This is a genomic window from Pseudomonas sp. NFACC56-3, assembly GCF_900100025.1.
In the GTDB taxonomy this organism is placed as follows: Bacteria; Pseudomonadota; Gammaproteobacteria; order Pseudomonadales; family Pseudomonadaceae; genus Aquipseudomonas; species Aquipseudomonas fluorescens_AA.
On sequence record NZ_FMTK01000004.1, the window covers coordinates 317,437 to 338,928 of the forward strand.

A 21,492-nucleotide genomic window follows, 5' to 3' on the forward strand; every position below is an offset into this window, starting at 1 on the left:
AATGACCGGTGCAGAATGAGCCTTCGATCCACCTCTGCCTGGAACGCCCGAATGGACCTGCCGACACTCGCTGTTTTCATTCCGGCCTGCTTTGCGCTGAACATGGCGCCGGGGCCGAACAACCTGCTCTCCATCAGCAACGCCTCGCGTTATGGCTTCGTCCGGGCGTGCAGCGGCGGCATCGGTCGGTTGCTGGCGTTCGCGATCATGATCGCCCTGGCCGCGGTGGGGCTCACCGCCGTGTTGCACACATCGGAGCTGCTGTTCCTGGGGATCAAGCTCGTCGGTGCCGGTTACCTGTTCTATCTGGCCGTGCAGTTGTGGCGAGCCCGGCCCGAGGCCGACAGCGAAGCCGGGCTCGCATCGATGACCCGGGCCGGCCTGGCGCGCCAGGAGTTCCTGGTGGCGATTGGCAATCCGAAGGCAATCTTGTTGTTCACTGCGTTCCTGCCGCAATTCGTCGACCGTACAGGTACCGTCACCCAACAATTCGCCGTGCTGGGTGGCTTGTTCCTGGCGTTGGAGTGCATCGCCATCGGGTTGTATTGCTACATGGGCATCTACGCGCGGCGGCTGTTCGCCCGGCCCAGTGGCAAACGCCTGTTCAATCGGATGTGTGCGGGGCTGCTCGCCAGTGCGGCTTCGTTTTTGCTGGTGGCGCGGCGGGCCTAGACTTCTGAAGGTATCTGTTGGAACCGAGGACATGGTCCCCCTGTGGCGAGGGGATTTATCCCCGCTGGCTGCGTAGCGGCCCCAAATCAGTTGCCTCGGTGTGTCAGGTTAACGATGCTTGACCATATTGGGGCTGCTTCGCAGCCCAACGGGGATACATCTCCTCGCCACAGAAGCGGTGCCTGACTTTGATTTTTTAATAAAAAAAGCCCCTGACGACCCAGTCGCCAGGGGCTTTTCCTTACACGCGGGTGTTACAGGCCGGCAGCGGCGCGCAGGGCGTCCGCGCGGTCGGTCTTTTCCCAGGTGAACGTGGTAAAGGTATCGCCATCGACGGTCTTGGTCTCTGGCGTACGACCGAAGTGACCGTAGGCGGCGGTGTCCTGGTACATCGGGTGCAGCAGGTCGAGCATGGTGGTGATGGCGTATGGACGCAGGTCGAACACTTCGCGGACCAGGTTGATGATCTTGTCATCGCCGATCTTGCCGGTGCCGAAGGTGTTCAGCGAGATTGACGTAGGCTGGGCGACGCCAATGGCGTAGGACACCTGGATCTCGCAGCGCTCGGCCAGGCCGGCGGCCACGATGTTCTTGGCGACATAACGACCGGCGTAGGCGGCCGAGCGGTCAACCTTGGAAGGGTCCTTGCCGGAGAACGCGCCACCGCCATGACGGGCCATGCCGCCGTAGCTGTCGACGATGATCTTGCGACCGGTCAGGCCGCAGTCGCCCACCGGGCCGCCGATGATGAACTGGCCGGTCGGGTTGATGTGGAACTGGGTGTCCTTGGACAGCAACTCGGCAGGCAGCACGTGCTTGACGATCAATTCCATCACGCCTTCGCGCAGGTCTTTGTAGGACACCTCAGGGTTGTGCTGGGTCGACAGGACGACGGCGTCGATACCGACCACCTTGCCGCCTTCGTAGCGGCAGGTCACCTGGGACTTGGCATCCGGGCGCAGCCAAGGCAGCAGGCCGGATTTACGGGCCTCGGCCTGGCGTTGAACCAACTGGTGCGAGAAGGTGATCGGGGCCGGCATCAGTACGTCGGTCTCGTTGCTGGCGTAGCCGAACATCAGGCCCTGGTCGCCTGCGCCCTGGTCTTCAGGCTTGGCCCGGTCAACGCCCTGGTTGATGTCCGGGGACTGCTTGCCAATGATATTCATCACGCCGCAGGTCGCGCCGTCGAAGCCGACGTCGGAGCTGTTGTAGCCGATGCCCAGGATGACGTCGCGAACGATCTGTTCCAGGTCGACCCAGGCCGACGTGGTGACTTCGCCAGCGATGATCGCCACGCCCGTTTTCACCAGAGTCTCGCACGCCACCCGGGCGAACTTGTCTTCAGCAATGATGGCGTCCAGCACCGCATCAGAAATCTGGTCGGCGATTTTGTCCGGATGCCCTTCAGACACGGACTCGGAGGTGAAAAGGGAGTATTCGCTCATCTCGATGTTTTCCTACAAGTTACCGTTGGTGAGTGTCGCCAGTGGGTCGCTGAAAGTGGCGAACCTGGATCTGGAAACCATTACGTAAGCCTACATAGAGGCTTTCCCCGGGCACGAGGCCCGCTGCGGTGGCCCAGCGGGCCAGGTCGTCCTGTTCAAAGCCGAGCCAGAGGTCGCCACAGGCTTCCCTGGCCCAGCTCTGGTTGTGGCTGCATAACTCGGTCACCAGCAGGCTGCCGCCCGGTTGCAGCAGGTGGGCCATGTGCTTGAGTGCATCGGCCGGCGCGGCGAAATGATGCAGCACCATGTTCAATACCACGCAGTCGGCCTGCAGGCTCATGCCGTCCAGTGCATCGGCCAGTTGCAGGCGTACATTAGCCAGGGCCTCGCGCTCACACACCTGGCGGGCCAGTTCGAGCATGGCCGGGCTGTTGTCCAGCGCCGTCACCTGGCTGAAGCGCCGCGCCAGCTCTGGCAGAAAGGCGCCATCGCCGGGGCCGACTTCGATCGCCGTGGCCGCAGGCTCGAAGCTCAATTTGTCGAGCAGCGCCACCACGCTTTCACGGTATTGCGGCAAGCCGGCGATCAGGTCTTGCTGGGCGCGAAATTTTTCGGCGACCCGTGCGAAGAAGTCCTGGCTGGCGGCCGCCCGTTGTCCGTGAACCTGGGCGATGCGAGCCTGTACGTCGGTCGGCAGGCTCAGTGCGTCCACTTCGTCCAGCAGCGCCGCGTGCAGTTTGCCGCCCAGCAGGTCGGTGTGGGGCAGGGCACGGCGATAGAAAATGGCGTTGCCTTCCCGGCGGGTCGCCACCAGGTCGGCCTGGGCCAGGACCTTGAGGTGGTGACTCATGCCGGACTGGCCGATGCCGAAGATCTGCGCCAGTTCCAGCACGCCGAACGAATCGTTGGCCAGGGCGCGCAATACATTGAGCCGCAACGGATCGCCGCCGGCCTTGCAAAGGGCCGCCAGCTCATCGCAGTTGTCTTGGCGAATGGAGGGCGCGGGCAGGTTCATATAGTGGCGCAGTCTGTTTCATTTTAGTGGCGCGGTCCGTCCCCAGGGAGGGCGGTCTAGTTGAGGGCAGTCTAGTGAGGGGTTTGGATCCTCGCAAGTTCAATATCAAAAAGTTTTGATATTGGATGATAAATGGCACTTCCCGATCCGTGCTTGACTCTACAGGTCATCAGCGGAAAGGTTTCACCCGGCGAATGCGACTTTATCCACCGGAAAAACGCTCAAGGATGACTATCTGTCATTGCCCCGGGGCGGGTGGGTGAGGGAAAATGCTCGCCTTTTTCAGTTTCGTTTTATTCATTCTCGATTCAATACCCGCAGGAGAACAGCGATGCCCAGCCGTCGTGAGCGTGCCAATGCCATTCGTGCCCTCAGCATGGATGCCGTGCAGAAAGCCAACAGCGGCCATCCCGGTGCCCCCATGGGTATGGCGGATATCGCCGAGGTGCTTTGGCGCGACTACCTCAAGCACAGCCCGAGCAACCCCTCGTTCGCCGACCGTGACCGCTTCGTGCTGTCCAACGGCCACGGCTCGATGTTGATCTACTCGCTGCTGCACCTGACCGGCTATGACCTGTCGATCGATGACCTGAAGAACTTCCGTCAGTTGCACAGCCGCACCCCGGGCCACCCGGAATACGGCTACACCCCAGGCGTGGAAACCACCACCGGCCCGTTGGGCCAGGGCCTCGCCAACGCGGTGGGCTTTGCCCTTGCCGAGAAAGTCCTGGCGGCGCAGTTCAACCGCCCAGGTCATAACGTCGTCGACCACCACACCTACGTATTCCTGGGCGATGGCTGCATGATGGAAGGCATTTCCCATGAAGTCGCCTCCCTGGCCGGCACCCTGGGCCTGGACAAGCTGATCGCGTTCTACGACGACAATGGCATCTCCATCGACGGCGAAGTCGAAGGCTGGTTCACCGATGACACCCCCAAGCGCTTCGAAGCCTACAACTGGCTGGTGATCCGCAACGTCGACGGTCACGACCCGGAAGAGATCAAGACTGCCATCGAGACCGCTCGCAAAAGCGCCCAGCCGACCCTGATCTGCTGCAAGACCACCATCGGTTTCGGCTCGCCGAACAAGCAAGGCAAGGAAGACTGCCACGGCGCGCCGTTGGGGGCCGAGGAAATCGCCCTGACCCGTGCCGCGCTGAAGTGGAACCATGGCCCGTTCGAAATTCCGGCTGACATCTACGCCGAATGGGATGCCAAGGAAAAGGGCCGTGCGCTCGAAGCCGATTGGGACCAGCGCTTCGCTGCCTATTCCGCCGAATTCCCCGAGCTGGCAAACGAGCTGGTGCGTCGCCTCAGCGGCGAGCTGCCGGCCGACTTCGCCGAAAAAGCCTCGGCGTACATCGCTGAAGTCGCCGCCAAGGGCGAAACCATCGCCAGCCGCAAGGCCAGCCAGAACACCCTGAACGCCTTCGGCCCATTGCTGCCTGAATTGCTGGGCGGTTCGGCCGACCTGGCCGGTTCCAACCTGACCCTGTGGAAAGGCTGCAAGGGCGTCAGCGCCGAAGACGCCAGCGGCAACTATATGTACTACGGCGTTCGCGAGTTCGGCATGAGCGCAATCATGAACGGCGTCGCGCTGCACGGCGGCCTGGTGCCTTACGGCGCCACCTTCCTGATGTTCATGGAATATGCCCGCAACGCCGTGCGCATGTCGGCGCTGATGAAAAAGCGCATTCTGTATGTGTTCACCCACGACTCCATCGGCCTGGGCGAAGACGGCCCGACGCACCAGCCGATCGAGCAACTGGCGAGCCTGCGTTGCACGCCGAACCTGGACACCTGGCGTCCGTGCGATGCGGTGGAGTCGGCGGTGGCCTGGAAATACGCCATCGAGCGTAATGACGGCCCATCGGCGCTGATCTTCTCCCGTCAGAACCTGCAGCACCAGAACCGCGATGCCGACCAGATCGGCGACATCACGCGCGGCGGCTACGTGCTCAAGGACTGCATCGGCGAGCCGGAACTGATCCTGATCGCCACCGGCTCCGAAGTCGGCCTGGCCGTCCAGGCCTACGACAAGCTGACCGAGCAGGGCCGCAACGTACGCGTCGTGTCCATGCCGTGCACCAGCGTGTTCGATGCCCAGGATGCTGCCTACAAGCAGGCGGTGTTGCCGCTGCAAGTCAGCGCGCGGATCGCCATCGAGGCTGCCCATGCCGATTACTGGTACAAGTACGTGGGCCTGGAAGGCCGCGTGATCGGCATGACCACCTACGGCGAATCGGCGCCTGCGCCGGCGCTGTTCGAGGAGTTCGGCTTCACCCTGGAAAACATCCTGGGTCAGGCTGAAGAGCTGCTGGAAGACTGATCCGAACGTTGCATCGTCCGGGCTGACGCCATCGCGAGCAAGCTCGCTCCCACAAGGTTCTCCACCGATCCTGTGGGAGCGAGCTTGCTCGCGATAGCGCAGGCTCAGGCAATACTGGACTGCAGGATTCACCACGGTAATCGAGAACCCCATGCCCCAACCGCGTCCCTACAAAGTTGCACTCAACGGCTACGGCCGGATAGGTCGTTGCGTCTTGCGTGCGTTGTTCGAACGAGGGGTCAAGGCCGATTTCGAAATCGTGGCGATCAATGATCTGGCCGACATGGCCAGCATCGAATACCTGACACGCTTTGACTCCACCCACGGCCGGTTTCCCGGCGAAGTGCGGGTCGAGGGCGATTGTCTGCATATCAATGGCGACTGCGTGAAAATCCTGCGCAGTGCCACCCCCGAAGGCATCGATTGGGCGTCCCTGGATGTCGATCTGGTGCTCGAGTGTTCCGGTGCCTACCACACCCGCGAAGATGGCCAGCGTTTTCTCGCGGCCGGCGCGCCGCGGGTGCTGTTCTCCCAGCCGATGGCCAGCGAAGCGGATGTCGACGCCACCATCGTCTACGGTGTGAACCAGGATTGCCTGACCGGCGAAGAGCTGCTGGTGTCCAACGCGTCCTGCACCACCAACTGCGGCGTGCCGCTGTTGCGCCTGCTGGACCAGGCCATTGGTCTGGAATACGTGTCGATCACTACGATCCACTCGGCAATGAACGACCAGCCGGTGATCGACGCCTACCATCATGAGGACTTGCGCCGCACCCGTTCGGCGTTCCAATCGGTGATTCCGGTGTCCACTGGTCTGGCGCGCGGCATCGAACGCCTGCTGCCGGAACTTGCCGGGCGAATTCAGGCCAAAGCCGTGCGGGTGCCGACGGTCAACGTGTCCTGCCTCGACATCACGATGCAGACCGTGAGCGATACCGACGCCACCGAGGTCAACCGGATCCTGCGCGAAGCCGCCACCAGCGGCCCGCTCAAAGGCCTCCTGGCTTACACCGAGTTGCCTCACGCCAGTTGTGATTTTAACCATGACCCCCATTCGGCCATTGTCGATGCCAGCCAGACCCGTGTTTCCGGGCCGCGGCTTGTGAACATCCTGGCCTGGTTCGACAACGAATGGGGGTTCGCCAACCGAATGCTGGACGTTGCCGAGCATTACCTGCAAACCGCTTCGAAAAAACCTGCTCTCTAAACAGTTACCCAGGAATTGCGACCCATGACCGTGTTGAAGATGTCCGACCTCGATCTGCAAGGTAAGCGCGTACTGATCCGCGAAGACCTCAACGTCCCCGTCAAGGACGGTGTTGTCACCAGCGACGCGCGTATCCTGGCTTCGCTGCCGACCATCAAGCTGGCCTTGGAAAAAGGCGCGGCCGTGATGGTCTGCTCTCACCTGGGCCGTCCGACCGAAGGCGAGTTCTCTGCGGAAAACAGCCTCAAGCCGGTAGCCGATTACTTGAGCCGTGCCCTGGGCCGCGACGTGCCGTTGGTCGCTGACTACCTGGGCGGTGTCGATGTGAAGGCCGGTGATGTCGTGCTGTTCGAAAACGTGCGCTTCAACAAGGGCGAGAAAAAGAACGCCGATGAATTGGCCCAGCAATACGCCGCCCTGTGCGACGTATTCGTGATGGACGCCTTCGGCACCGCTCACCGCGCCGAGGGTTCGACCCACGGCGTGGCGAAATTCGCCAAAATCGCCGCCGCAGGCCCGTTGCTGGCGGCCGAGCTGGACGCACTGGGCAAGGCCCTGGGCTCGCCGGCCCAGCCGATGGCCGCCATTGTTGCCGGCTCCAAAGTCTCCACCAAGCTGGACGTGCTCAACAGCCTGAGCCAGGTGTGCAACCAGTTGATCGTCGGTGGCGGCATCGCCAACACGTTCCTCGCCGCCGCCGGTCACCCGGTCGGCAAATCCCTGTACGAGCCGGACCTGCTGGACACCGCCCGGGAAATCGCCGCCAAGGTCAGCGTACCGTTGCCGGTGGACGTGGTCGTGGCCAAGGAATTCGCTGAAAGCGCGACGGCCACTGTCAAGCTGGTGGCCGACGTGGCCGACGATGACATGATCCTCGACATCGGCCCGCAAACCGCAGCCAACTTCGCCCAATTGCTGAAATCCTCCCAGACGATCCTGTGGAACGGCCCGGTCGGTGTGTTCGAGTTCGACCAGTTCGGCAACGGCACCAAGGTGTTGGCCCAGGCCATCGCTGAAAGCTCCGCGTTCTCTATCGCTGGCGGCGGCGACACCTTGGCGGCCATCGACAAATATGGCGTGGCCGACCAGATCTCCTACATTTCCACCGGTGGTGGCGCGTTCCTCGAATTCGTCGAAGGCAAGGTGCTGCCGGCCGTGGAAGTCCTGGAAAGCCGGGCCAAGGCCTGAGGCTGCGTTGACCAGGCAAAGGAGTGTTCTGATGGTCAAGACGTTCACGTTGTTGCTGGCGGCAACGATGCTGGTGGCTTGCTCGAGCAGCCCGCAGGCTCCGGCTCCGCAAACCGGCACACCGACGCCCGAAGAAGGCTGTTACCAGGCCGACTGGCAGGCCGAGACGAATCCGGTGCTGAACAAGCGTTCCGGACCGGACGGCCTGGACAAATACGAGACGCAAACCCCGGCCAAGGAACATGGTTGTCCTTGACGGGTCTGACTCTTAACTCATGGCGGGCGGCGTGTGCCGTCCGTCGAGGAACATGGATGAAAGGCTTGATCGCCGTTATGGCGTTGGCATGGCTGGCCGGTTGTTCGCAACTGGGTTTTTTGCAGTCGTCCGAGCCCGTGGCAGAGGGCTGGACGAGCTGGACCTGTGACAGCGAGGCCAAAGTGCTCTGGCGCTACACCGATGCCGCCCGCAAGGAAGTCGATGTACGCCTGGGCGGCGCCGATAAGGTTTATCGCCTCAAGCTTGAGCCGGGTGCCGAAGGTTCGCTGTACAGCGACGACATGCTGGCTTTTCACGTCAAGGGTGAGGAAGGCCTGGTGTATTGGGTCGCCACCAATGACTTGATTGGGCGTGGCTGCAAGGCGCAGTAAATACGATTGAACTGATCCACAGAGATCCAGATGTGGGAGCAGATCCAGTGTGGGAGCGAGCTTGCTCGCGATAGCGGTGTATCAGGCAACAGTGATGTTGAATGTACCGCCCTCATCGCGAGCAAGCTCGCTCCCACAGGGATCGCGTCAGTATTTGGGTTTAGCGATATCGACCACGCGGCTCGGGCCAACCCCCGATCCGCAATGACTTGAATAGCCGCCGCCGCTCCGGCAGGCTGGCACGATTAACGACCCTCGACCGGGAGAGAGACACAATGGCACTTATCAGCATGCGTCAGATGCTGGACCACGCAGCCGAATTCGGCTACGGCGTTCCAGCCTTTAACGTCAACAACCTTGAGCAGATGCGCGCCATCATGGAAGCCGCTGACAAGACTGACTCTCCGGTGATCGTCCAGGCTTCGGCCGGTGCCCGCAAATACGCCGGCGCGCCGTTCCTGCGTCACCTGATCCTGGCGGCGATCGAAGAATTCCCGCACATCCCGGTGTGCATGCACCAGGACCACGGCACCAGCCCGGACGTCTGCCAGCGCTCCATCCAACTGGGCTTCAGCTCGGTGATGATGGACGGTTCCCTGGGCGAAGACGGCAAGACCCCGACCGACTACGAATACAACGTCCGCGTCACCCAGCAGACTGTGGCCATGGCCCACGCCTGCGGTGTGTCGGTGGAAGGTGAGCTGGGTTGCCTGGGTTCGCTGGAAACCGGCATGGCCGGTGAAGAAGACGGCATCGGCGCCGAAGGCATGCTGGACCACAGCCAGATGCTGACCGACCCGGAAGAAGCGGCGGACTTCGTCAAGAAAACCCAGGTCGACGCCCTGGCCATCGCCATCGGCACCAGCCACGGCGCCTACAAGTTCACCAAGCCACCGACCGGCGACGTGCTGGCCATCGACCGCATCAAGGAAATCCACAAGCGCATTCCCAACACCCACCTGGTGATGCACGGTTCGTCCTCGGTGCCGCAGGAATGGCTGGCGATCATCAACCAGTATGGTGGCGACATCAAGGAAACCTACGGCGTGCCGGTTGAGGAAATCGTCGAAGGCATCAAGTACGGCGTGCGCAAGGTCAACATCGACACTGACCTGCGCCTGGCCTCTACCGGTGCCATGCGTCGTTTGATGGCGACCAATCCTAGCGAGTTCGATCCGCGTAAGTTCTTCGGCGCCACTGTGACGGCCATGCGTGATGTGTGCATTGCGCGTTATGAGGCGTTTGGGACTGCGGGTAATGCGTCGAAGATCAAGCCGATTTCGTTGGAAGCGATGTATCAGCGGTATTTGAAGGGTGAGTTGAACGCTAAGGTCAACTAAGGCTTCAGTGGTGTGAGAAAACCCGCAGTGATGCGGGTTTTTTTATGGGTGAGATGTGTGCAGGTGGAGTGGGATGCTGGACGTAATACTGTGCTCCTTGATTCGGTTGCGCTGCGATTCAAGCGCAGTCATTGGTGTAAATACGATGGGGTGGGCGGCATGTATTAATGTCGGTTAGTCCAGAATTGCTATTCGTGGAGGTTATGAGGCGGATGCCATTCCGAATAAACTCCGGGGTTGCCGTAAGAGTAAGATCTGGCGGTGATGGAGTACCATTGGTTTGCCGGTAGGGGCACGTGAACCTCCCAGTATCCATTACCGCCAGCAACGGCAACTGCGATGGGAGTAAGGCCATAGTCAACCATCCATATTTCGACGCCATGGTTTGCTTCGGCAGTTCCGGTAACGAGCGGAGTTCGACCGAGACCAGATGTGTTGTTCAAGGGGCTGTCAATTGTGGGTATGCTTGGCATGTTGTTTTTCCTGCTTGATGAGTGCCAAAGCCCAAAGATTTTAATAATCTTTGTCCATGCTTTGGCTCTGGGGACCAACGTTAAAAACTTGGGGGAACTTTCTCTACTGTAATAAATGACAGTTTTTTAGAGTTTTTCGGATTTATTTCATGTTTGCATTTTATTAAATGCGAATAAGCAATTGGTCGCCCAGCTCCACATGCCGAATGCAGACCTGTGTGAGCGAGCTTGCTCGCGATGGCGGTGATTTGGTCACGGGATGTCGGGCTTGCAGGCCTCATCGCGAGCAGGCTCGCTCCCACAGGGGAACGCGGTCCCCATCAAGAATCAGGTCGGCTGCGGCCGCCTCGCGACGAGTAAAAAGGGGCTGAACGTATTTTATTAAATAAAACCAGCCCCCTTGTGGTTGTCCTTGGGCTTCAGCGTTATTGAAGTGTTATTCCTTTTTCGCAACTTAAAGATTTAATCTCATTGTCCTCGTTAACGAAGATGGTAAGGCGATCTGGGACAACACCTTTGGGCACTATAAATGGTGGTGAGATTGTTCTAGCGGTGCTTGCGTTCGCAGTTTTAATGGCATCGTCGACGGTTGCGGGATCGGCTTTCTTGCCCACGAAGCTCTTGACGAGAGACTCATCGCAAGCCGCGTGTGTTTGAGCTATGGCACCAAGCAATAGTGGCAATGCCAGGAATAAAGATTTGCTGATCATGGTTTAAACTCCCTGTATCTGTGGTTGCCCGTGTGGGTCAGCATAGTCTGGAGAGGTCAGGCTTTGGGGGCTACTGTAGTAAATGACAGTTCTTTAGAGTTTTTTGGATTTGTTCCATGCTTGCATTTTATTCAATTCGAATAAAAATTTTTGCTCGCCCAGTTCCATAGCAGAATGCAGACTTGTGGGAGCGAGGTCACTCGCGATGATGCAGTCACAGGATGTCGGGCCTGCAAGCCTCATCGCGAGCAAGCTTGCTCCTACCAAGGGAGCCTTATTGCCCTTCGAGCCCGCGCTGTTCAATCACCCCAAAGACATCCGCCACATCCTGGACCATGATCCGGGCGATGTTGGTGATGGTGTTGATGTCGGTCTCAGCCGAATCGCGCAGTGTGGTGCAGGCCATCAGCGTCAGGTAGTCGAGGGTGGCGTGCAGGCGTTCGCTGGCGCAGGCGTGGAGTTCGGGCAGTGGGGCGGTTTTATCGATGAACAGGACGGGGTGGGTGGTGGCGATTGGGGTTAGCGGGGTGAAGCGGCGGAACGATTGTTCGGTAGACATAGTAAATCCCTAACTCAAGAGAAAATTTGCCACCGTTTTGCTGCGAAACAATTGGGTGGCAGCCATGTGCGGGTTCGCAGACCGAGGAGTTAGGACTCGGCAGACCCGAAGATCTCCCACACACAGCCGCCATGAAAAGCCGAACGTAGGTGCGTATGCCTATGCCGATTTTTTTGACGGTTGTGATTCTAACTCACCAGGGCTGCGAAACCCTCCCACCGACCAAAGCCAGCAGGTGAACCAAACTATAGAAGGGGATTTTTGAGGCAACAACCGACCTGTAGGACGCCGACAACCCCTGTGGCGAGGGAGCTTGCTCCCGCTCGGTGGCGCAGCCGCCGTAAATCCTGGGTATGGGGATGGTCTGACGAAAAGAGGGGCTGCTTCGCAGCCCAGCGGGGATAAATCCCCTCGCCACAAAAGGGGGGATTCCTACGAGATTTTCAGAAGGCCAGGGGGGGCGAACAAAATCTCCGGCCATCCCACCAATCCTAGTCGGCTGTCAGGTCGCCATCGCGAGCAAGCTCGCTCCCACAATTGGATCGGAGTACGACCGTGAGAGCCAGGCCGGCTGGCAGGCCGCCTCGCGCCGGCTTTTGATCTGGGGCGCCCCGTTAACCACGATGGCCGAACGTAGGTATTGCGCAGTGGGCACCTCGGCATGGATGCCGAGGTAGCCGCGCTGGGCCATGGATGGCCCTTCGCGGCGGCCCACGGAGCAATGCCTGCGTTCGGGCACACCGAGCCTAGGCGAGGTGCCGAGTGGTGGGGCAAAAGCGCTTTTGGTTACTTTTGGCGCTCTTCCAAAAGTGACCCGCTGTAAGAGCGGAACCGCCAGCAGCCGTTACCGCAGCAACGGATATACACACGGTATCTCTCTATCGAAAGCACCCAGTCAAGTGTTGTGATCGATATCCAACTTGCTGAACGTCACCTTCCCACCTTCGCTGGTATAGCCACTGTTGTCCTGCACATACACGCCAGCCTTGAAGTACAACGGCTTGACCTTCCATTTGGAACTGATGGTGGTGTACCAACTACGACCCGCCGCAGTAATACCCAGGTCACCCGTACGATCGAGGTGGAGCCGGTAACTGAAGGACTGAGCCAGCTTCACGCCGGTCGCGACGGTGATAACCCGACCCTCATCGTCATCGGGGCGCATGCGGACTTTGGCAACGATGTCGCCAGTCTTGCCGTCATCCTTGTACTGGTACTCCAGTTTCACCATGGGTTTGCTGCTGTCCTTGGCATGAATCTGCCCGATCACGATCTTGCCGCTGCTGGGCACCTGGTTGACCACCAGGGTCGCGCTCAATTTATTGTCGGCGTCAGGGTAGACCCAGTTGCGCAAGGTGCCGTCCTTGTAGGTTTCCCGTAATTCACTGCGCGGGTAGATCGCGTTTTCGGTCTTGGTGCCGGTGACAGGCGACCAGAAGTACACCGTGCTGCCTTCTGAGTTGAAGTACTTATCCTTGAATCCATCCACCAGCCGAGGGGTTTCGATGGTCTTCGGCGGGCTGCCTTCGGGAATGCTCAGGTTCCAGGTTGCAAGATCGACCATGTTCGGATCCTTTCTGAGAAGAAGAAATGATTACGCCACAGCCGGAGGGCTCTAAGACGCGCTTTTGCTGAGGCCAAAAGAGGGCGCGAACGAGTATTTGGCACGTTCGTGCGGCGGGGGGTTGGCGTCAACAGTCCGTCAGAGTTGCGTTTGCCGGTTTGGTGCCCGAAACAGTTGACCGTTAGTCGGCTAGTAGGAATTTTCCGGGAACATGGCGATATGGCATCTGTCTATGGCGCCCTGTTGTGGGGCGTCAAGCAGCGGATAGGGAGATTTTTGTCGCACGAGGCAAGCAGCGTCCCTGCTGCTATGGCGCTACGAGAAGGCGCAATCACAGGTTGTGATCGATATCCAGCATGCTGAAGGTCACTTTCCCGCCTTCGGTGACGTAGCCGGTGTTGTCTTGCACATACACACCGGCCTTGAAGTACAGCGGCTTGTCGCTCCAGGTGTTGCTGATGTTGGTATTCCACTGATACCCGGCACCGTTGATGGTCAGCACGCCAGCGGGGCTGAGGTGAATCAGGTAGGAGAACGACTGGTTCAGCTTGATACCCGTGGCGATGGTGATGACCTGACCCGATTCGTCATCGGGGCGCATGCGGACCTTGGCGACGATGTTGCCGGTGGAACTGTAGGTCTTGTACTGGTATTCCAGCTTCACCATGGGGCTGGTGCTGTCCTTGGCGTGGATCTGGCCGATCACGATCTTGCCGCTGCTGGGCACTTGGTTGACGGTCAGGGTCGCGGCCAGTTTGTTGTCCGCCGCCGAGTACAGCCAGTTGCGCAACGTACCGTTGCTGTAGGTCTCCCGCAGTTCGCTGCGCGGGTAGATCGCGTTTTCCGTCTTGGCGCCGGTCACCGGTGCCCAGAAGAACAGGGTCCCGGTTTCGGAGTTGAAGTATTGGTCCTTGAACCCCTGTACCAGCAGCGGGGTTGAAATGGTTGCCGGTGGGCTGCCTTCGGGGATGCTCAAGTTCCAGGTTGCGAGATCGATCATGTCCAGGTCCTGCGTGTCGAGATGTAAGGGTGGACGCCGTAGCGGGAGGCTTTAAACCGCCCTTTTGAAGCGTTTCAGAACGCTGGACTGGGCTTTTTCTTGTTGACCGTTCGGCGAATGTTTGACGTCAATTGTTCGTCGATTGGGTCTTTGCAGTTTCTGTGCCTGAAGAGGGTGACCGTTAGTCGGCTATTTCGGGCTTTGTCCGGGTGATGGCGTGATGACACCTACTGCTTTTCAAAATCCCGGTCTAGAGTGAGGGGACAGTATTTGTCCGCTTTGCTACGTAAAAACGGACGTGGCGCCCGATAAGAGAAGCAGCATGGAATGCGCGCAACCAACGCCCGGCGAAGACACCTCTGTCCTTTTGATTGTTGATGATTACCCTGAAAACCTGCTCAGCATGAGGGCTTTGTTGCAGCGGCAGGATTGGCGGGTGATGACTGCGTCCTCGGGGGTCGAGGCGCTTAACCTGCTGCTGGAACACGACATCGATCTGGTTCTGCTGGATGTGCAGATGCCTGACATGAACGGTTTCGAAGTCGCGCGCCTGATGCGTGGCAGCCAGCGCACGCGGCTCACGCCGATCATTTTCCTGACCGCCAACGAGCAATCCCAGGACGCGGTCATCAAGGGCTACGCCAGTGGCGCGGTGGACTACCTGTTCAAGCCCTTCGATCCGCAAATCCTCAAGCCCAAGGTCCAGGCATTGCTCGAGCACCAGCGCAATCGCCGGGCCTTGCAGCGCCTGAGCCAGGATCTCGAAGCGGCCAGGGCCTTCAATGCCTCGGTGCTGGACAACGCCGCCGAAGGCATCCTGGTGGTGGATGAGGATGGGTGTATCCGCTTCGCCAACCCGTCGACCTGCCGTTTGCTCAATGCCACCGCCGACCAGCTGCAGGGGATGCCGTTCCTGGATTTCCTGCAGAAACCCCATATTCCCGAGTGGGTCGATTCCGATATCCACAACGCCTATCGGCGTGGTGAAACCTGGCGACTGCATGACGCGGTGCTGCGCACGGCACCCGGCCAGCAGGTGTCGGTGGCCTTGTCCTGCGCGCCGCTGCCCTCGGAGCAGAAGGCGATGGTGGTAACGCTCCAGGACATGTCCGTGGTTCGCCACTTGCACCAGCAGCTCGAATACCAGGCCGTCACGGACCCGCTGACCGGCTTGCTCAACCGCCGGGGCTTCTACCAGACCGCGGAAAACCTGTTGATGCGCAGCGAGCGGCTGGAAAGCAACTGGGTGCTGCTGTACCTGGACCTCGATGGCTTCAAGCGGGTCAATGACTCGCTGGGCCATGATGCCGGGGACCGGGTATTGCGCTGGGTGTCGGAGCAGTTGAAGGCCAGCCTGCGCCCGTTCGATATCCTGGCGCGGCTGGGCGGTGACGAGTTCACGGCGTTGCTGGATCTGGAATTCCCGGAGCAAGCGGCCAAGATCGCGGAGAAACTCATCGAGCGCGTCGCGATCTGCCAGCAGATCGAAGGCATGGACGTGGCGCTTGGCGCCAGCATCGGCATCGCCACGTATCCGGACTGTGGCGCCAACCTCGACGGGTTGTTACGGGCGTCCGACATCGCCATGTACGAAGCCAAGCGTGCCGGTCGCCAGCAGTACCGTTTTTACGATCACGAAATGAACGGTCGAGCCCGTTCACGGCTGATGCTGGAAGAGAGTGTGCGCTCGGCCATCGAGAACCGCGATTTCAATTTGGTCTACCAGCCGCAGGTGAGCATCGTCGACGGGCGGATCCGTGGGTTCGAGGCGCTGTTGCGCTGGCAGCACCCGAGCGTCGGCGATGTGCCGCCGGGCCTGTTCCTGCCGTTGCTGGAAGAGGCGCGATTGATCAGTCGGCTGGGCAGTTGGATTTATCATTGCAGCGCGGCCCAGCGCAAAGTCTGGGAACGCTTGTTCGCTGACGACCTGGTGTTGGGGGTAAGCCTGAGCAGCACTCAGTTCGGCATGCCGAACCTGGTGACCGAGTTGCGCCAGGTCCTGGAACGCCATGGCTTGGAACCGCGGCAACTGGAGGTCGAGGTGACTGAGGATGCGCTGATGCGCAACCCCGATGAAACCCGTAAGCAATTGCGGCTGCTCCGTCACCTCGGGGTGCGCGTGGCGTTGGATGACTTCGGTTCGGGGCCGTGTTCGCTGACGCATCTGCGCGACCTTGAACTCGACACCCTCAAGCTGGATCGGCACTTGATCGCCTGTCTGCCAGGGTCGCCCCGGGATGCCGCGCTGGCCGCCTCGGTCATCGACCTGTGTACGCAGTTGGGCTTGCGGGTCATTGCCGAAGGGGTGGAAACCCGCGAGCAGTATCTGTGGCTACACGCCCACGGCTGCGAGTTCGTGCAGGGGTTCCTGGTGGCGCGCCCGTTGATGGCCGAAGACACCAGCGCCTTCGCCACGCCCTTCGACTGGAGCGCGGTGCAGGCCTGAATTCGCTACACTGGCGACCTCTTGTGACTGTGTTGCCGCCAATGACCGCGCTCAAATACCTCCAGGCCTACCCCGCCGCCCTGCAAGCCCAAGTGCAGCAACTGATCGCCCAGGACCGCCTGGGCGATTACCTGCAACAGCGCTACCCGGGGCGGCATCCGATCCAGAGCGACAAGGCCCTGTACGGTTATGCGCTGGACCTCAAGCAGCAATACCTGCGTAACGCGCCGGCCATCGACAAGGTGTTGTTCGACAATCGCCTGGACCTGACCCACCGCGCCCTCGGCCTGCACACCGCGGTGTCGCGGGTGCAGGGCGGCAAGCTCAAGGCCAAGAAGGAAATCCGCATCGCGGCGCTGTTCAAGGACGCGGCGCCCGAGTTCCTGAAGATGATCGTGGTGCACGAGTTGGCCCACTTCAAGGAGTCGGACCACAACAAGGCCTTCTACCAACTCTGCGAACACATGCTGCCGGGCTATCACCAACTGGAATTCGACCTGCGGGTGTACCTGACCTGGCGTGACCTGCAACCTCACAAGGACTGACCGGATGGACGTGAGCAAGACCAAGACCAGTTTCTACCGTCGCCTGTACGTGGCCTACCTGATCGACAGCGGCGCGGCCAGCAACGTCCCGGCGCTCACTGAAGTCACCGGCATGCCGCGACGCACTGCCCAGGACACGGTCGCGGCGCTGGCGGACCTGGATATCGTGTGTGAGTTCGAACAAGAGGAAGGCGCTCGCAACCACGCCGGGCGTTATCGGATTCGCGACTGGGGGGCGATTGACCGGGGGTGGATCGAGGCGAATCTGCCGCGGATCAAGGCGGTGTTGGAATACCCCTGATTGTAGGGTGGTGTTTGGGCTGGCCCTATCGCGAGCAAGCTCGCTCCCACGTCGATCTTCGGTGACAGGCAATTGATGTACGACCTGGATCCACTGTGGGAGCGAGCTTGCTCGCGATGCTGTCATCAAGGCCGATGCATACCGATGTGTGGAATCCCATCCTCCAGGTATTCCACCCCCACCGCTTCAAACCCGTACCGCCCGTAGTATCCCTGCAAATGTGCCTGGGCCGACAACGAGATCGATGTGCCGGGCCAATGCTTCTTGGCCTGCTTGAGCGCTTGTTCCATCAGCGTGTGGCCCAACCCCTGGCCGCGTGCCTGGGGGGCGATGATCACGCGCCCGATCACCACGTCACTGTTCTGCGAGTGCGGGTCGAGCAAGCGCAGATAGGCCACCAAGTGGTTGTCGTGCCAGGCCATCAGGTGGCAGGTGTCGCCCTCCAGGTCCAGTCCGTCGACGTCCGGGTAGGCGCAGTTCTGCTCGACGACGAACACGTCGGAGCGCAATTTGAGGATGGCATACAGCTGTTCCTTGCTCAGGTCACTGTGATGTTTGCAGACCCACTCGATATCCATTTTTTGAATTTCCTGAAGAACCTGCTGCCGATATTAAGCGTGGTTGGCTCGGAAGTCTCTTGCTCGCGCGACAGGAAAATCTGTGACAAAGACCAAAATGCCATCATTCCTTTGTCGCGGTGCTATCGTCTTTGTGTAATCTTCGTGACAGCCCTGCGCTGCGGTTCCAATGAGCTAATGTTAGGACCGGGTGTCCGAGGATGCCTGTTGAGTTTCGGCTAAAAAAAACCGGGCTTTGAACCCGTCAAGGACGTTTGGCATGCCGCGATTGCATCGAACTCTTGCATTGATCGGGTTGCTGTTGCTGAGCTACGAGGCTTGCGCGCAAAAGTTGCGCCTGGTCGCCGATGCCTGGCCGCCCTTTACCGATTCCACCTTGATAAATGGCGGCCTGGCGACCGATATCGTCAGCACCGCCCTGGCGCGGGCCGGCTATGCCACGGACTTCGAACAGGTGCCCTGGGCCCGGGCGATGCTGGGCATCGGCGAAGGCCGCTATGACGTGCTGATCAACGCCTGGTACAGCGAGGAGCGCACCCATATAGGCCGGTTTTCGGCCGAATACCTGATCAACCGCGTGCGCTTCATCAAGCGCAAGGACGAGGCGATCCAGTTCGACAGCCTGCAACAGCTACGTGCCTATCCCATCGCTGTCGTGCGTGGTTATGCCTATTCCAAGGACTTCGATGCAGACCCGCAAATGCAGAAAGTCCCGGTGCATAACTTCGCCATGGCGGTGCGCATGGTGGCTGCCGACCGCGTGAAGTTGACCCTGGAAGACGAGTTCGTCGCCCGCTATTACCTGGCACGCGAATCGCCCAAGGTGCGCAGCGCCGTGGAGTTCCTGCCCAAACCCTTGAGCGAAAACAGCCTGCACATCCTGGTCAGCCTGAAGAACCCGGAGCATGAGCAGATCGTGGCCGGGTTCGATCGGGAGATTGCGGCGATGAAGGCGGACGGGAGTTATGAGCGATTGCTCAAGCAACATGGGATGTGAGCTCAAGGGTTGAGTTGCCTGGACTGGCCTCTTCGCGAGCAAGCCCGCTCCCACAGGAGTACGCATTCCAAATGTGGGAGCGGGCTTGCTCGCGAAGAGGCCGGCCCATTCACCAACTCTCAAGTCGCGCTGGTGTCCTTGATCAGATGCGCGGCCAAGGTCCGCAACGGCCCCAACTGTCGACAGATCAACCCCAACTGCGTCTGCACCAGGCGCTGTCCTTCGTCGATTTCATCGGGCATCTGCTCAAGCTCGCTGGCCAAGGCTTCCTCTTCGTCGCTCTGGATCGCGATCGGCTGTTTACTCGCCAGGCCCTGGGCGATTTCGTCGATGCTCGCTGCCAGTTTCACCCCGGCACCGTCGATCAACTGTTCGCGCACTTCCGTCGGCAGTTCGGTGCCCCGGTGGGCGCCCAGGCCGGACAAGTAACTGAGCAGGGTGTGGGACAGCACCAGGAAGCGGAACCCCACATCGGCTTCCTTGCGGAAGTGCCCCGGCTCCATCAGCATGTTGGCCAGCGTGGTGGACAGCGCGGCATCGGCGTTGTGGGCGTTGCGTCGCGCCAGGCGATAGGCCAGGTCGTCACTTTTGCCAACGGCGTACTGCTGCATGATCTGGCGCAGGTAAATGCTGTTGCAGGTCAGCGTGTTGGCCAGCACTTTGTTCAGCCGCCGACCTTGCCAGTCGGGCAGGAACAGGAACACCGCCAGCCCGGCGATCAGGCTGCCGAGCAAGGTATCGAACAGCCGCGGCAGCAGCAGACCATAGCCATCGCCCACTTGGTTGAAGCAGAACAGCACCATGATGGTGATCCCCGCCGTCGCCAGGGTGTAGCGGGTGGTACGGTTGGTAAAGAACACCACCCCGGCGGCAATGGCGAAGCACGACTGCACCAGCGGATTGGGAAACAGGTCGAACAACGCCCAGGCTACCGTCAGGCCGATGGCGGTGCCGATGATCCGCTGGCCGAGCTTGCGCCGGGTGGCGCCGTAGTTGGGTTGGCACACGAACAGCGTGGTGAGGATGATCCAATAGCCCTGGGACGGGTGGATCATGTGCACCACGGCGTAACCCACGCTCAAAGCCAGGGGCAAGCGCAAGGCATGGCGGAACAGCAGCGAGGTGGGCGTGAGCTGGGTGCGCAGGCGCAGCCAGACGTCCTTGAGGGTGCGCGGCGAGCGGTCCAGCAGGCTGCTGTCGGTGGCGTCGGCCAGGGCGTCAGGGTTGCTCGCGTCGCTGAGCAGGCGATCCAGGGTGCCCAGGTTCGCCGCCAGCGCCCGTAACGAACGCAGCAAGCCACGCCAGGCCGGGTTGCTCTGGATGCGCAAGTGCTCGAGGGACGCGTGCAGGTCGTTGAGGGCCTCGGCGAAGGTGTCGTCGTAGATGAACGGCTGACGCAGTTGGATCGACTCGGCCAGCGCCTGGCAGGCCTTGCCTTGCTGGCGCAGCAGGCGCTGGCAGCGGAACAGCACGTCGCTGTGGAAGAAGGCTTCGGCCAGGGCGTTGTAGGGATAGTGGGAGGAACTGGCGCGTTCGTGGATGTCCTGGGCCAGGAAGTACAGCTTCAGGTAGCGACTGACCTTCGAGCCCGGCCGGCCGTTGCCCACGCGGTGCAGGATGATTTCCTTCGCGCTGTTGAGCGCGGCGACCACCCGGCCATTCTGCTGGGCCAGTTCCAGGCGACGGGCCTCGACGTCGAGTTGGCGGATCGGCTCGAGGAGCGACGATTTGAGTTTGAGGTAGCGTCCCAATTCGCGGAACAGCCGCGCCAGGCTTTGCTGCACCGGTTGGTTGGAAAACAGCGCGTGCCACAGCACCGAGAGCAGGCCGTACCACGCGGCGCCGGCCACCAACAGCAAGGGTTCGTGCCAGAAATCGGTGACCGCGCCGCCGCGCTGGTCCACGCCGATCATGGTGTAGACCGAAAGAATCAAGGTGGCCGAGGCAATCGCGCCATAACGTTCGCCCAGGGCCCCGAGCATGGTCAGGCCGAAGCTCGCCAGGGCCAGGGCGATGATGAACAGGACGGGATACGGGAACAGCAACTCCACCGACAACGCCGCGATGGTAAAGCACACCAGCGTTACGGCCAGCGCGTTGAGGCGGCCCTGCCAACTGTCGTCGGTCTCGGCCAGGGCGCTGGCGATGATGCCCAGGAAGAGGGGAATCAGCAGCGCCATCTCGTCGAGATACCAGCAAAGCCCCATGCTGCCGGTCAGGGCGATGAAGACTCGCACGCTATAACTGAACTTATCCAACGCCCAAAGGCGACGCAAAGACTGGCTAAACGAGTTCGATGACATGAAGTGCACGGGCCTGACGGGCAATGACGCTAAATTGAGGCAGTAATGACGCCGACGCAATGGCGGCGATCACATCTGGCAGCAAAAAGTGTTCCGGCGCGTGTGAGTGCGATCCAGAAAATACCACTGGCCCCCTGTGGGAGCGAGCTTGCTCGCGATAGCGGCAGTCCTG

The 21,492-nt window shown here is 60.6% G+C and carries 19 protein-coding genes and 1 pseudogene; 11 read left to right on the plus strand and 9 right to left on the minus strand.

Translation table 11 applies throughout. The features are described 5' to 3' along the window. Positions 1-51 precede the first annotated feature (51 nt). Positions 52-672, plus strand: a complete 621-nt coding sequence (locus tag BLO80_RS08905) for a LysE family translocator (protein WP_092258186.1) — start codon at positions 52-54, stop codon at positions 670-672. Positions 673-926: 254 nt separating this feature from the next. On the opposite strand, the gene metK is transcribed toward BLO80_RS08905, so the two are convergent. Continuing rightward, positions 927-2,117 carry a methionine adenosyltransferase gene (metK, locus tag BLO80_RS08910; protein ID WP_092329774.1) on the minus strand — a complete coding sequence of 397 codons (1,191 nt, stop codon included), beginning with the start codon at positions 2,115-2,117 and terminating at the stop codon, positions 927-929. A 19-nt stretch (positions 2,118-2,136) separates the two neighbouring features. Continuing rightward, positions 2,137-3,132 carry an ArsR/SmtB family transcription factor gene (locus tag BLO80_RS08915; protein WP_092329777.1) on the minus strand — a complete coding sequence of 332 codons (996 nt, stop codon included), beginning with the start codon at positions 3,130-3,132 and terminating at the stop codon, positions 2,137-2,139. A gap of 331 nt (positions 3,133-3,463) precedes the next feature. Between BLO80_RS08915 and tkt the strand changes: the two genes are divergently transcribed. From tkt to fba, 6 genes are all read left to right on the plus strand, one after another. Continuing rightward, entirely contained in the window at positions 3,464-5,461 is a 1,998-nt protein-coding gene (gene tkt, locus BLO80_RS08920) for a transketolase (protein ID WP_092329780.1), read from the plus strand. A gap of 151 nt (positions 5,462-5,612) precedes the next feature. After that, the gene (epd, locus tag BLO80_RS08925; RefSeq protein ID WP_092329783.1) at positions 5,613-6,668 is read left to right on the plus strand and encodes an erythrose-4-phosphate dehydrogenase; all 1,056 of its coding nucleotides are present in this window, start codon (positions 5,613-5,615) and stop codon (positions 6,666-6,668) included. A 24-nt stretch (positions 6,669-6,692) separates the two neighbouring features. Beyond that, positions 6,693-7,856 (plus strand): phosphoglycerate kinase, encoded by a 1,164-nt coding sequence (locus BLO80_RS08930; protein WP_092204913.1) that lies wholly within the window; start codon positions 6,693-6,695, stop codon positions 7,854-7,856. A gap of 31 nt (positions 7,857-7,887) precedes the next feature. After that, positions 7,888-8,112, plus strand: a complete 225-nt coding sequence (locus BLO80_RS08935; RefSeq protein ID WP_092176548.1) for a hypothetical protein — start codon at positions 7,888-7,890, stop codon at positions 8,110-8,112. A 56-nt stretch (positions 8,113-8,168) separates the two neighbouring features. Next, entirely contained in the window at positions 8,169-8,504 is a 336-nt protein-coding gene (locus tag BLO80_RS08940) for an MliC family protein (RefSeq protein WP_092329794.1), read from the plus strand. Positions 8,505-8,779: 275 nt separating this feature from the next. Beyond that, positions 8,780-9,844, plus strand: a complete 1,065-nt coding sequence (fba, locus tag BLO80_RS08950) for a class II fructose-bisphosphate aldolase (RefSeq protein ID WP_072346296.1) — start codon at positions 8,780-8,782, stop codon at positions 9,842-9,844. Positions 9,845-10,742: 898 nt separating this feature from the next. Here the strand turns inward: fba and BLO80_RS08955 are convergent. The 5 genes and pseudogenes from BLO80_RS08955 to BLO80_RS08975 form a co-directional block, all read right to left on the minus strand. Further along, entirely contained in the window at positions 10,743-11,027 is a 285-nt protein-coding gene (locus BLO80_RS08955) for an I78 family peptidase inhibitor (protein ID WP_092329806.1), read from the minus strand. A 274-nt stretch (positions 11,028-11,301) separates the two neighbouring features. After that, positions 11,302-11,586 (minus strand): fructose-bisphosphate aldolase, encoded by a 285-nt coding sequence (locus BLO80_RS08960; RefSeq protein ID WP_092259536.1) that lies wholly within the window; start codon positions 11,584-11,586, stop codon positions 11,302-11,304. Positions 11,587-12,163: 577 nt separating this feature from the next. After that, positions 12,164-12,277 (minus strand): annotated as a pseudogene (locus tag BLO80_RS30210) (nucleoid-structuring protein H-NS); the annotation flags it as partial. 204 nt (positions 12,278-12,481) lie between these two features. Beyond that, complete coding sequence (locus BLO80_RS08970) at positions 12,482-13,150, minus strand: polysaccharide lyase family 7 protein (RefSeq protein ID WP_092333404.1); 669 nt, start codon at positions 13,148-13,150, stop codon at positions 12,482-12,484. 331 nt (positions 13,151-13,481) lie between these two features. Further along, a complete protein-coding gene (locus tag BLO80_RS08975) occupies positions 13,482-14,150 on the minus strand; it encodes a polysaccharide lyase family 7 protein (RefSeq protein WP_092333402.1) in 669 nt (222 codons plus the stop codon). Between the two features lie 322 nt (positions 14,151-14,472). Here BLO80_RS08975 and BLO80_RS08980 point away from each other — a divergent pair, with 322 nt between their 5' ends. Genes BLO80_RS08980 through BLO80_RS08990 form a run of 3 tightly spaced genes read left to right on the plus strand, consistent with a single transcriptional unit; the run spans position 14,473 to position 17,442 of the window. After that, positions 14,473-16,596 (plus strand): putative bifunctional diguanylate cyclase/phosphodiesterase, encoded by a 2,124-nt coding sequence (locus BLO80_RS08980; protein ID WP_092333400.1) that lies wholly within the window; start codon positions 14,473-14,475, stop codon positions 16,594-16,596. A gap of 41 nt (positions 16,597-16,637) precedes the next feature. Then, on the plus strand, positions 16,638-17,141 hold the full coding sequence (locus BLO80_RS08985) for a M48 metallopeptidase family protein (RefSeq protein ID WP_092202844.1): 504 nt from the start codon (positions 16,638-16,640) through the stop codon (positions 17,139-17,141). 4 nt (positions 17,142-17,145) lie between these two features. Beyond that, a complete protein-coding gene (locus tag BLO80_RS08990; RefSeq protein WP_092333398.1) occupies positions 17,146-17,442 on the plus strand; it encodes a winged helix-turn-helix domain-containing protein in 297 nt (98 codons plus the stop codon). Between the two features lie 125 nt (positions 17,443-17,567). Here the strand turns inward: BLO80_RS08990 and BLO80_RS08995 are convergent, their stop codons facing one another. After that, complete coding sequence (locus tag BLO80_RS08995; protein ID WP_092333396.1) at positions 17,568-18,020, minus strand: GNAT family N-acetyltransferase; 453 nt, start codon at positions 18,018-18,020, stop codon at positions 17,568-17,570. 259 nt (positions 18,021-18,279) lie between these two features. On the opposite strand from BLO80_RS08995, the gene BLO80_RS09000 reads away from it, so the two are divergent. Then, positions 18,280-19,017, plus strand: a complete 738-nt coding sequence (locus BLO80_RS09000; RefSeq protein WP_092333394.1) for a substrate-binding periplasmic protein — start codon at positions 18,280-18,282, stop codon at positions 19,015-19,017. Positions 19,018-19,136: 119 nt separating this feature from the next. On the opposite strand, the gene yccS is transcribed toward BLO80_RS09000, so the two are convergent. Then, positions 19,137-21,320, minus strand: coding sequence for a YccS family putative transporter (yccS, locus tag BLO80_RS09005; protein WP_092333392.1), 2,184 nt, complete (start codon positions 21,318-21,320; stop codon positions 19,137-19,139). Between the last annotated feature and the right edge of the window lie 172 nt (positions 21,321-21,492).

What these genes read in the sequence shown, in the direction of transcription:
- epd (WP_092329783.1), top strand. Translation starts at nt 5,613, where the DNA reads ATGCCCCAACCGCGTCCCTACAAAGTTGCACTCAACGGCTACGGCCGG.
- BLO80_RS08980 (WP_092333400.1), top strand. Translation starts at nt 14,473, where the DNA reads ATGGAATGCGCGCAACCAACGCCCGGCGAAGACACCTCTGTCCTTTTG.
- BLO80_RS08940 (WP_092329794.1), top strand. Translation starts at nt 8,169, where the DNA reads ATGAAAGGCTTGATCGCCGTTATGGCGTTGGCATGGCTGGCCGGTTGT.
- yccS (WP_092333392.1), bottom strand. Translation starts at nt 21,320, where the DNA reads ATGTCATCGAACTCGTTTAGCCAGTCTTTGCGTCGCCTTTGGGCGTTG.
- BLO80_RS08930 (WP_092204913.1), top strand. Translation starts at nt 6,693, where the DNA reads ATGACCGTGTTGAAGATGTCCGACCTCGATCTGCAAGGTAAGCGCGTA.
- BLO80_RS08915 (WP_092329777.1), bottom strand. Translation starts at nt 3,132, where the DNA reads ATGAACCTGCCCGCGCCCTCCATTCGCCAAGACAACTGCGATGAGCTG.
- tkt (WP_092329780.1), top strand. Translation starts at nt 3,464, where the DNA reads ATGCCCAGCCGTCGTGAGCGTGCCAATGCCATTCGTGCCCTCAGCATG.
- BLO80_RS08995 (WP_092333396.1), bottom strand. Translation starts at nt 18,020, where the DNA reads ATGGATATCGAGTGGGTCTGCAAACATCACAGTGACCTGAGCAAGGAA.
- BLO80_RS08955 (WP_092329806.1), bottom strand. Translation starts at nt 11,027, where the DNA reads ATGATCAGCAAATCTTTATTCCTGGCATTGCCACTATTGCTTGGTGCC.
- BLO80_RS09000 (WP_092333394.1), top strand. Translation starts at nt 18,280, where the DNA reads ATGCCGCGATTGCATCGAACTCTTGCATTGATCGGGTTGCTGTTGCTG.
- metK (WP_092329774.1), bottom strand. Translation starts at nt 2,117, where the DNA reads ATGAGCGAATACTCCCTTTTCACCTCCGAGTCCGTGTCTGAAGGGCAT.
- BLO80_RS08985 (WP_092202844.1), top strand. Translation starts at nt 16,638, where the DNA reads ATGACCGCGCTCAAATACCTCCAGGCCTACCCCGCCGCCCTGCAAGCC.
- BLO80_RS08905 (WP_092258186.1), top strand. Translation starts at nt 52, where the DNA reads ATGGACCTGCCGACACTCGCTGTTTTCATTCCGGCCTGCTTTGCGCTG.
- fba (WP_072346296.1), top strand. Translation starts at nt 8,780, where the DNA reads ATGGCACTTATCAGCATGCGTCAGATGCTGGACCACGCAGCCGAATTC.
- BLO80_RS08935 (WP_092176548.1), top strand. Translation starts at nt 7,888, where the DNA reads ATGGTCAAGACGTTCACGTTGTTGCTGGCGGCAACGATGCTGGTGGCT.
- BLO80_RS08970 (WP_092333404.1), bottom strand. Translation starts at nt 13,150, where the DNA reads ATGGTCGATCTTGCAACCTGGAACCTGAGCATTCCCGAAGGCAGCCCG.
- BLO80_RS08990 (WP_092333398.1), top strand. Translation starts at nt 17,146, where the DNA reads ATGGACGTGAGCAAGACCAAGACCAGTTTCTACCGTCGCCTGTACGTG.
- BLO80_RS08975 (WP_092333402.1), bottom strand. Translation starts at nt 14,150, where the DNA reads ATGATCGATCTCGCAACCTGGAACTTGAGCATCCCCGAAGGCAGCCCA.
- BLO80_RS08960 (WP_092259536.1), bottom strand. Translation starts at nt 11,586, where the DNA reads ATGTCTACCGAACAATCGTTCCGCCGCTTCACCCCGCTAACCCCAATC.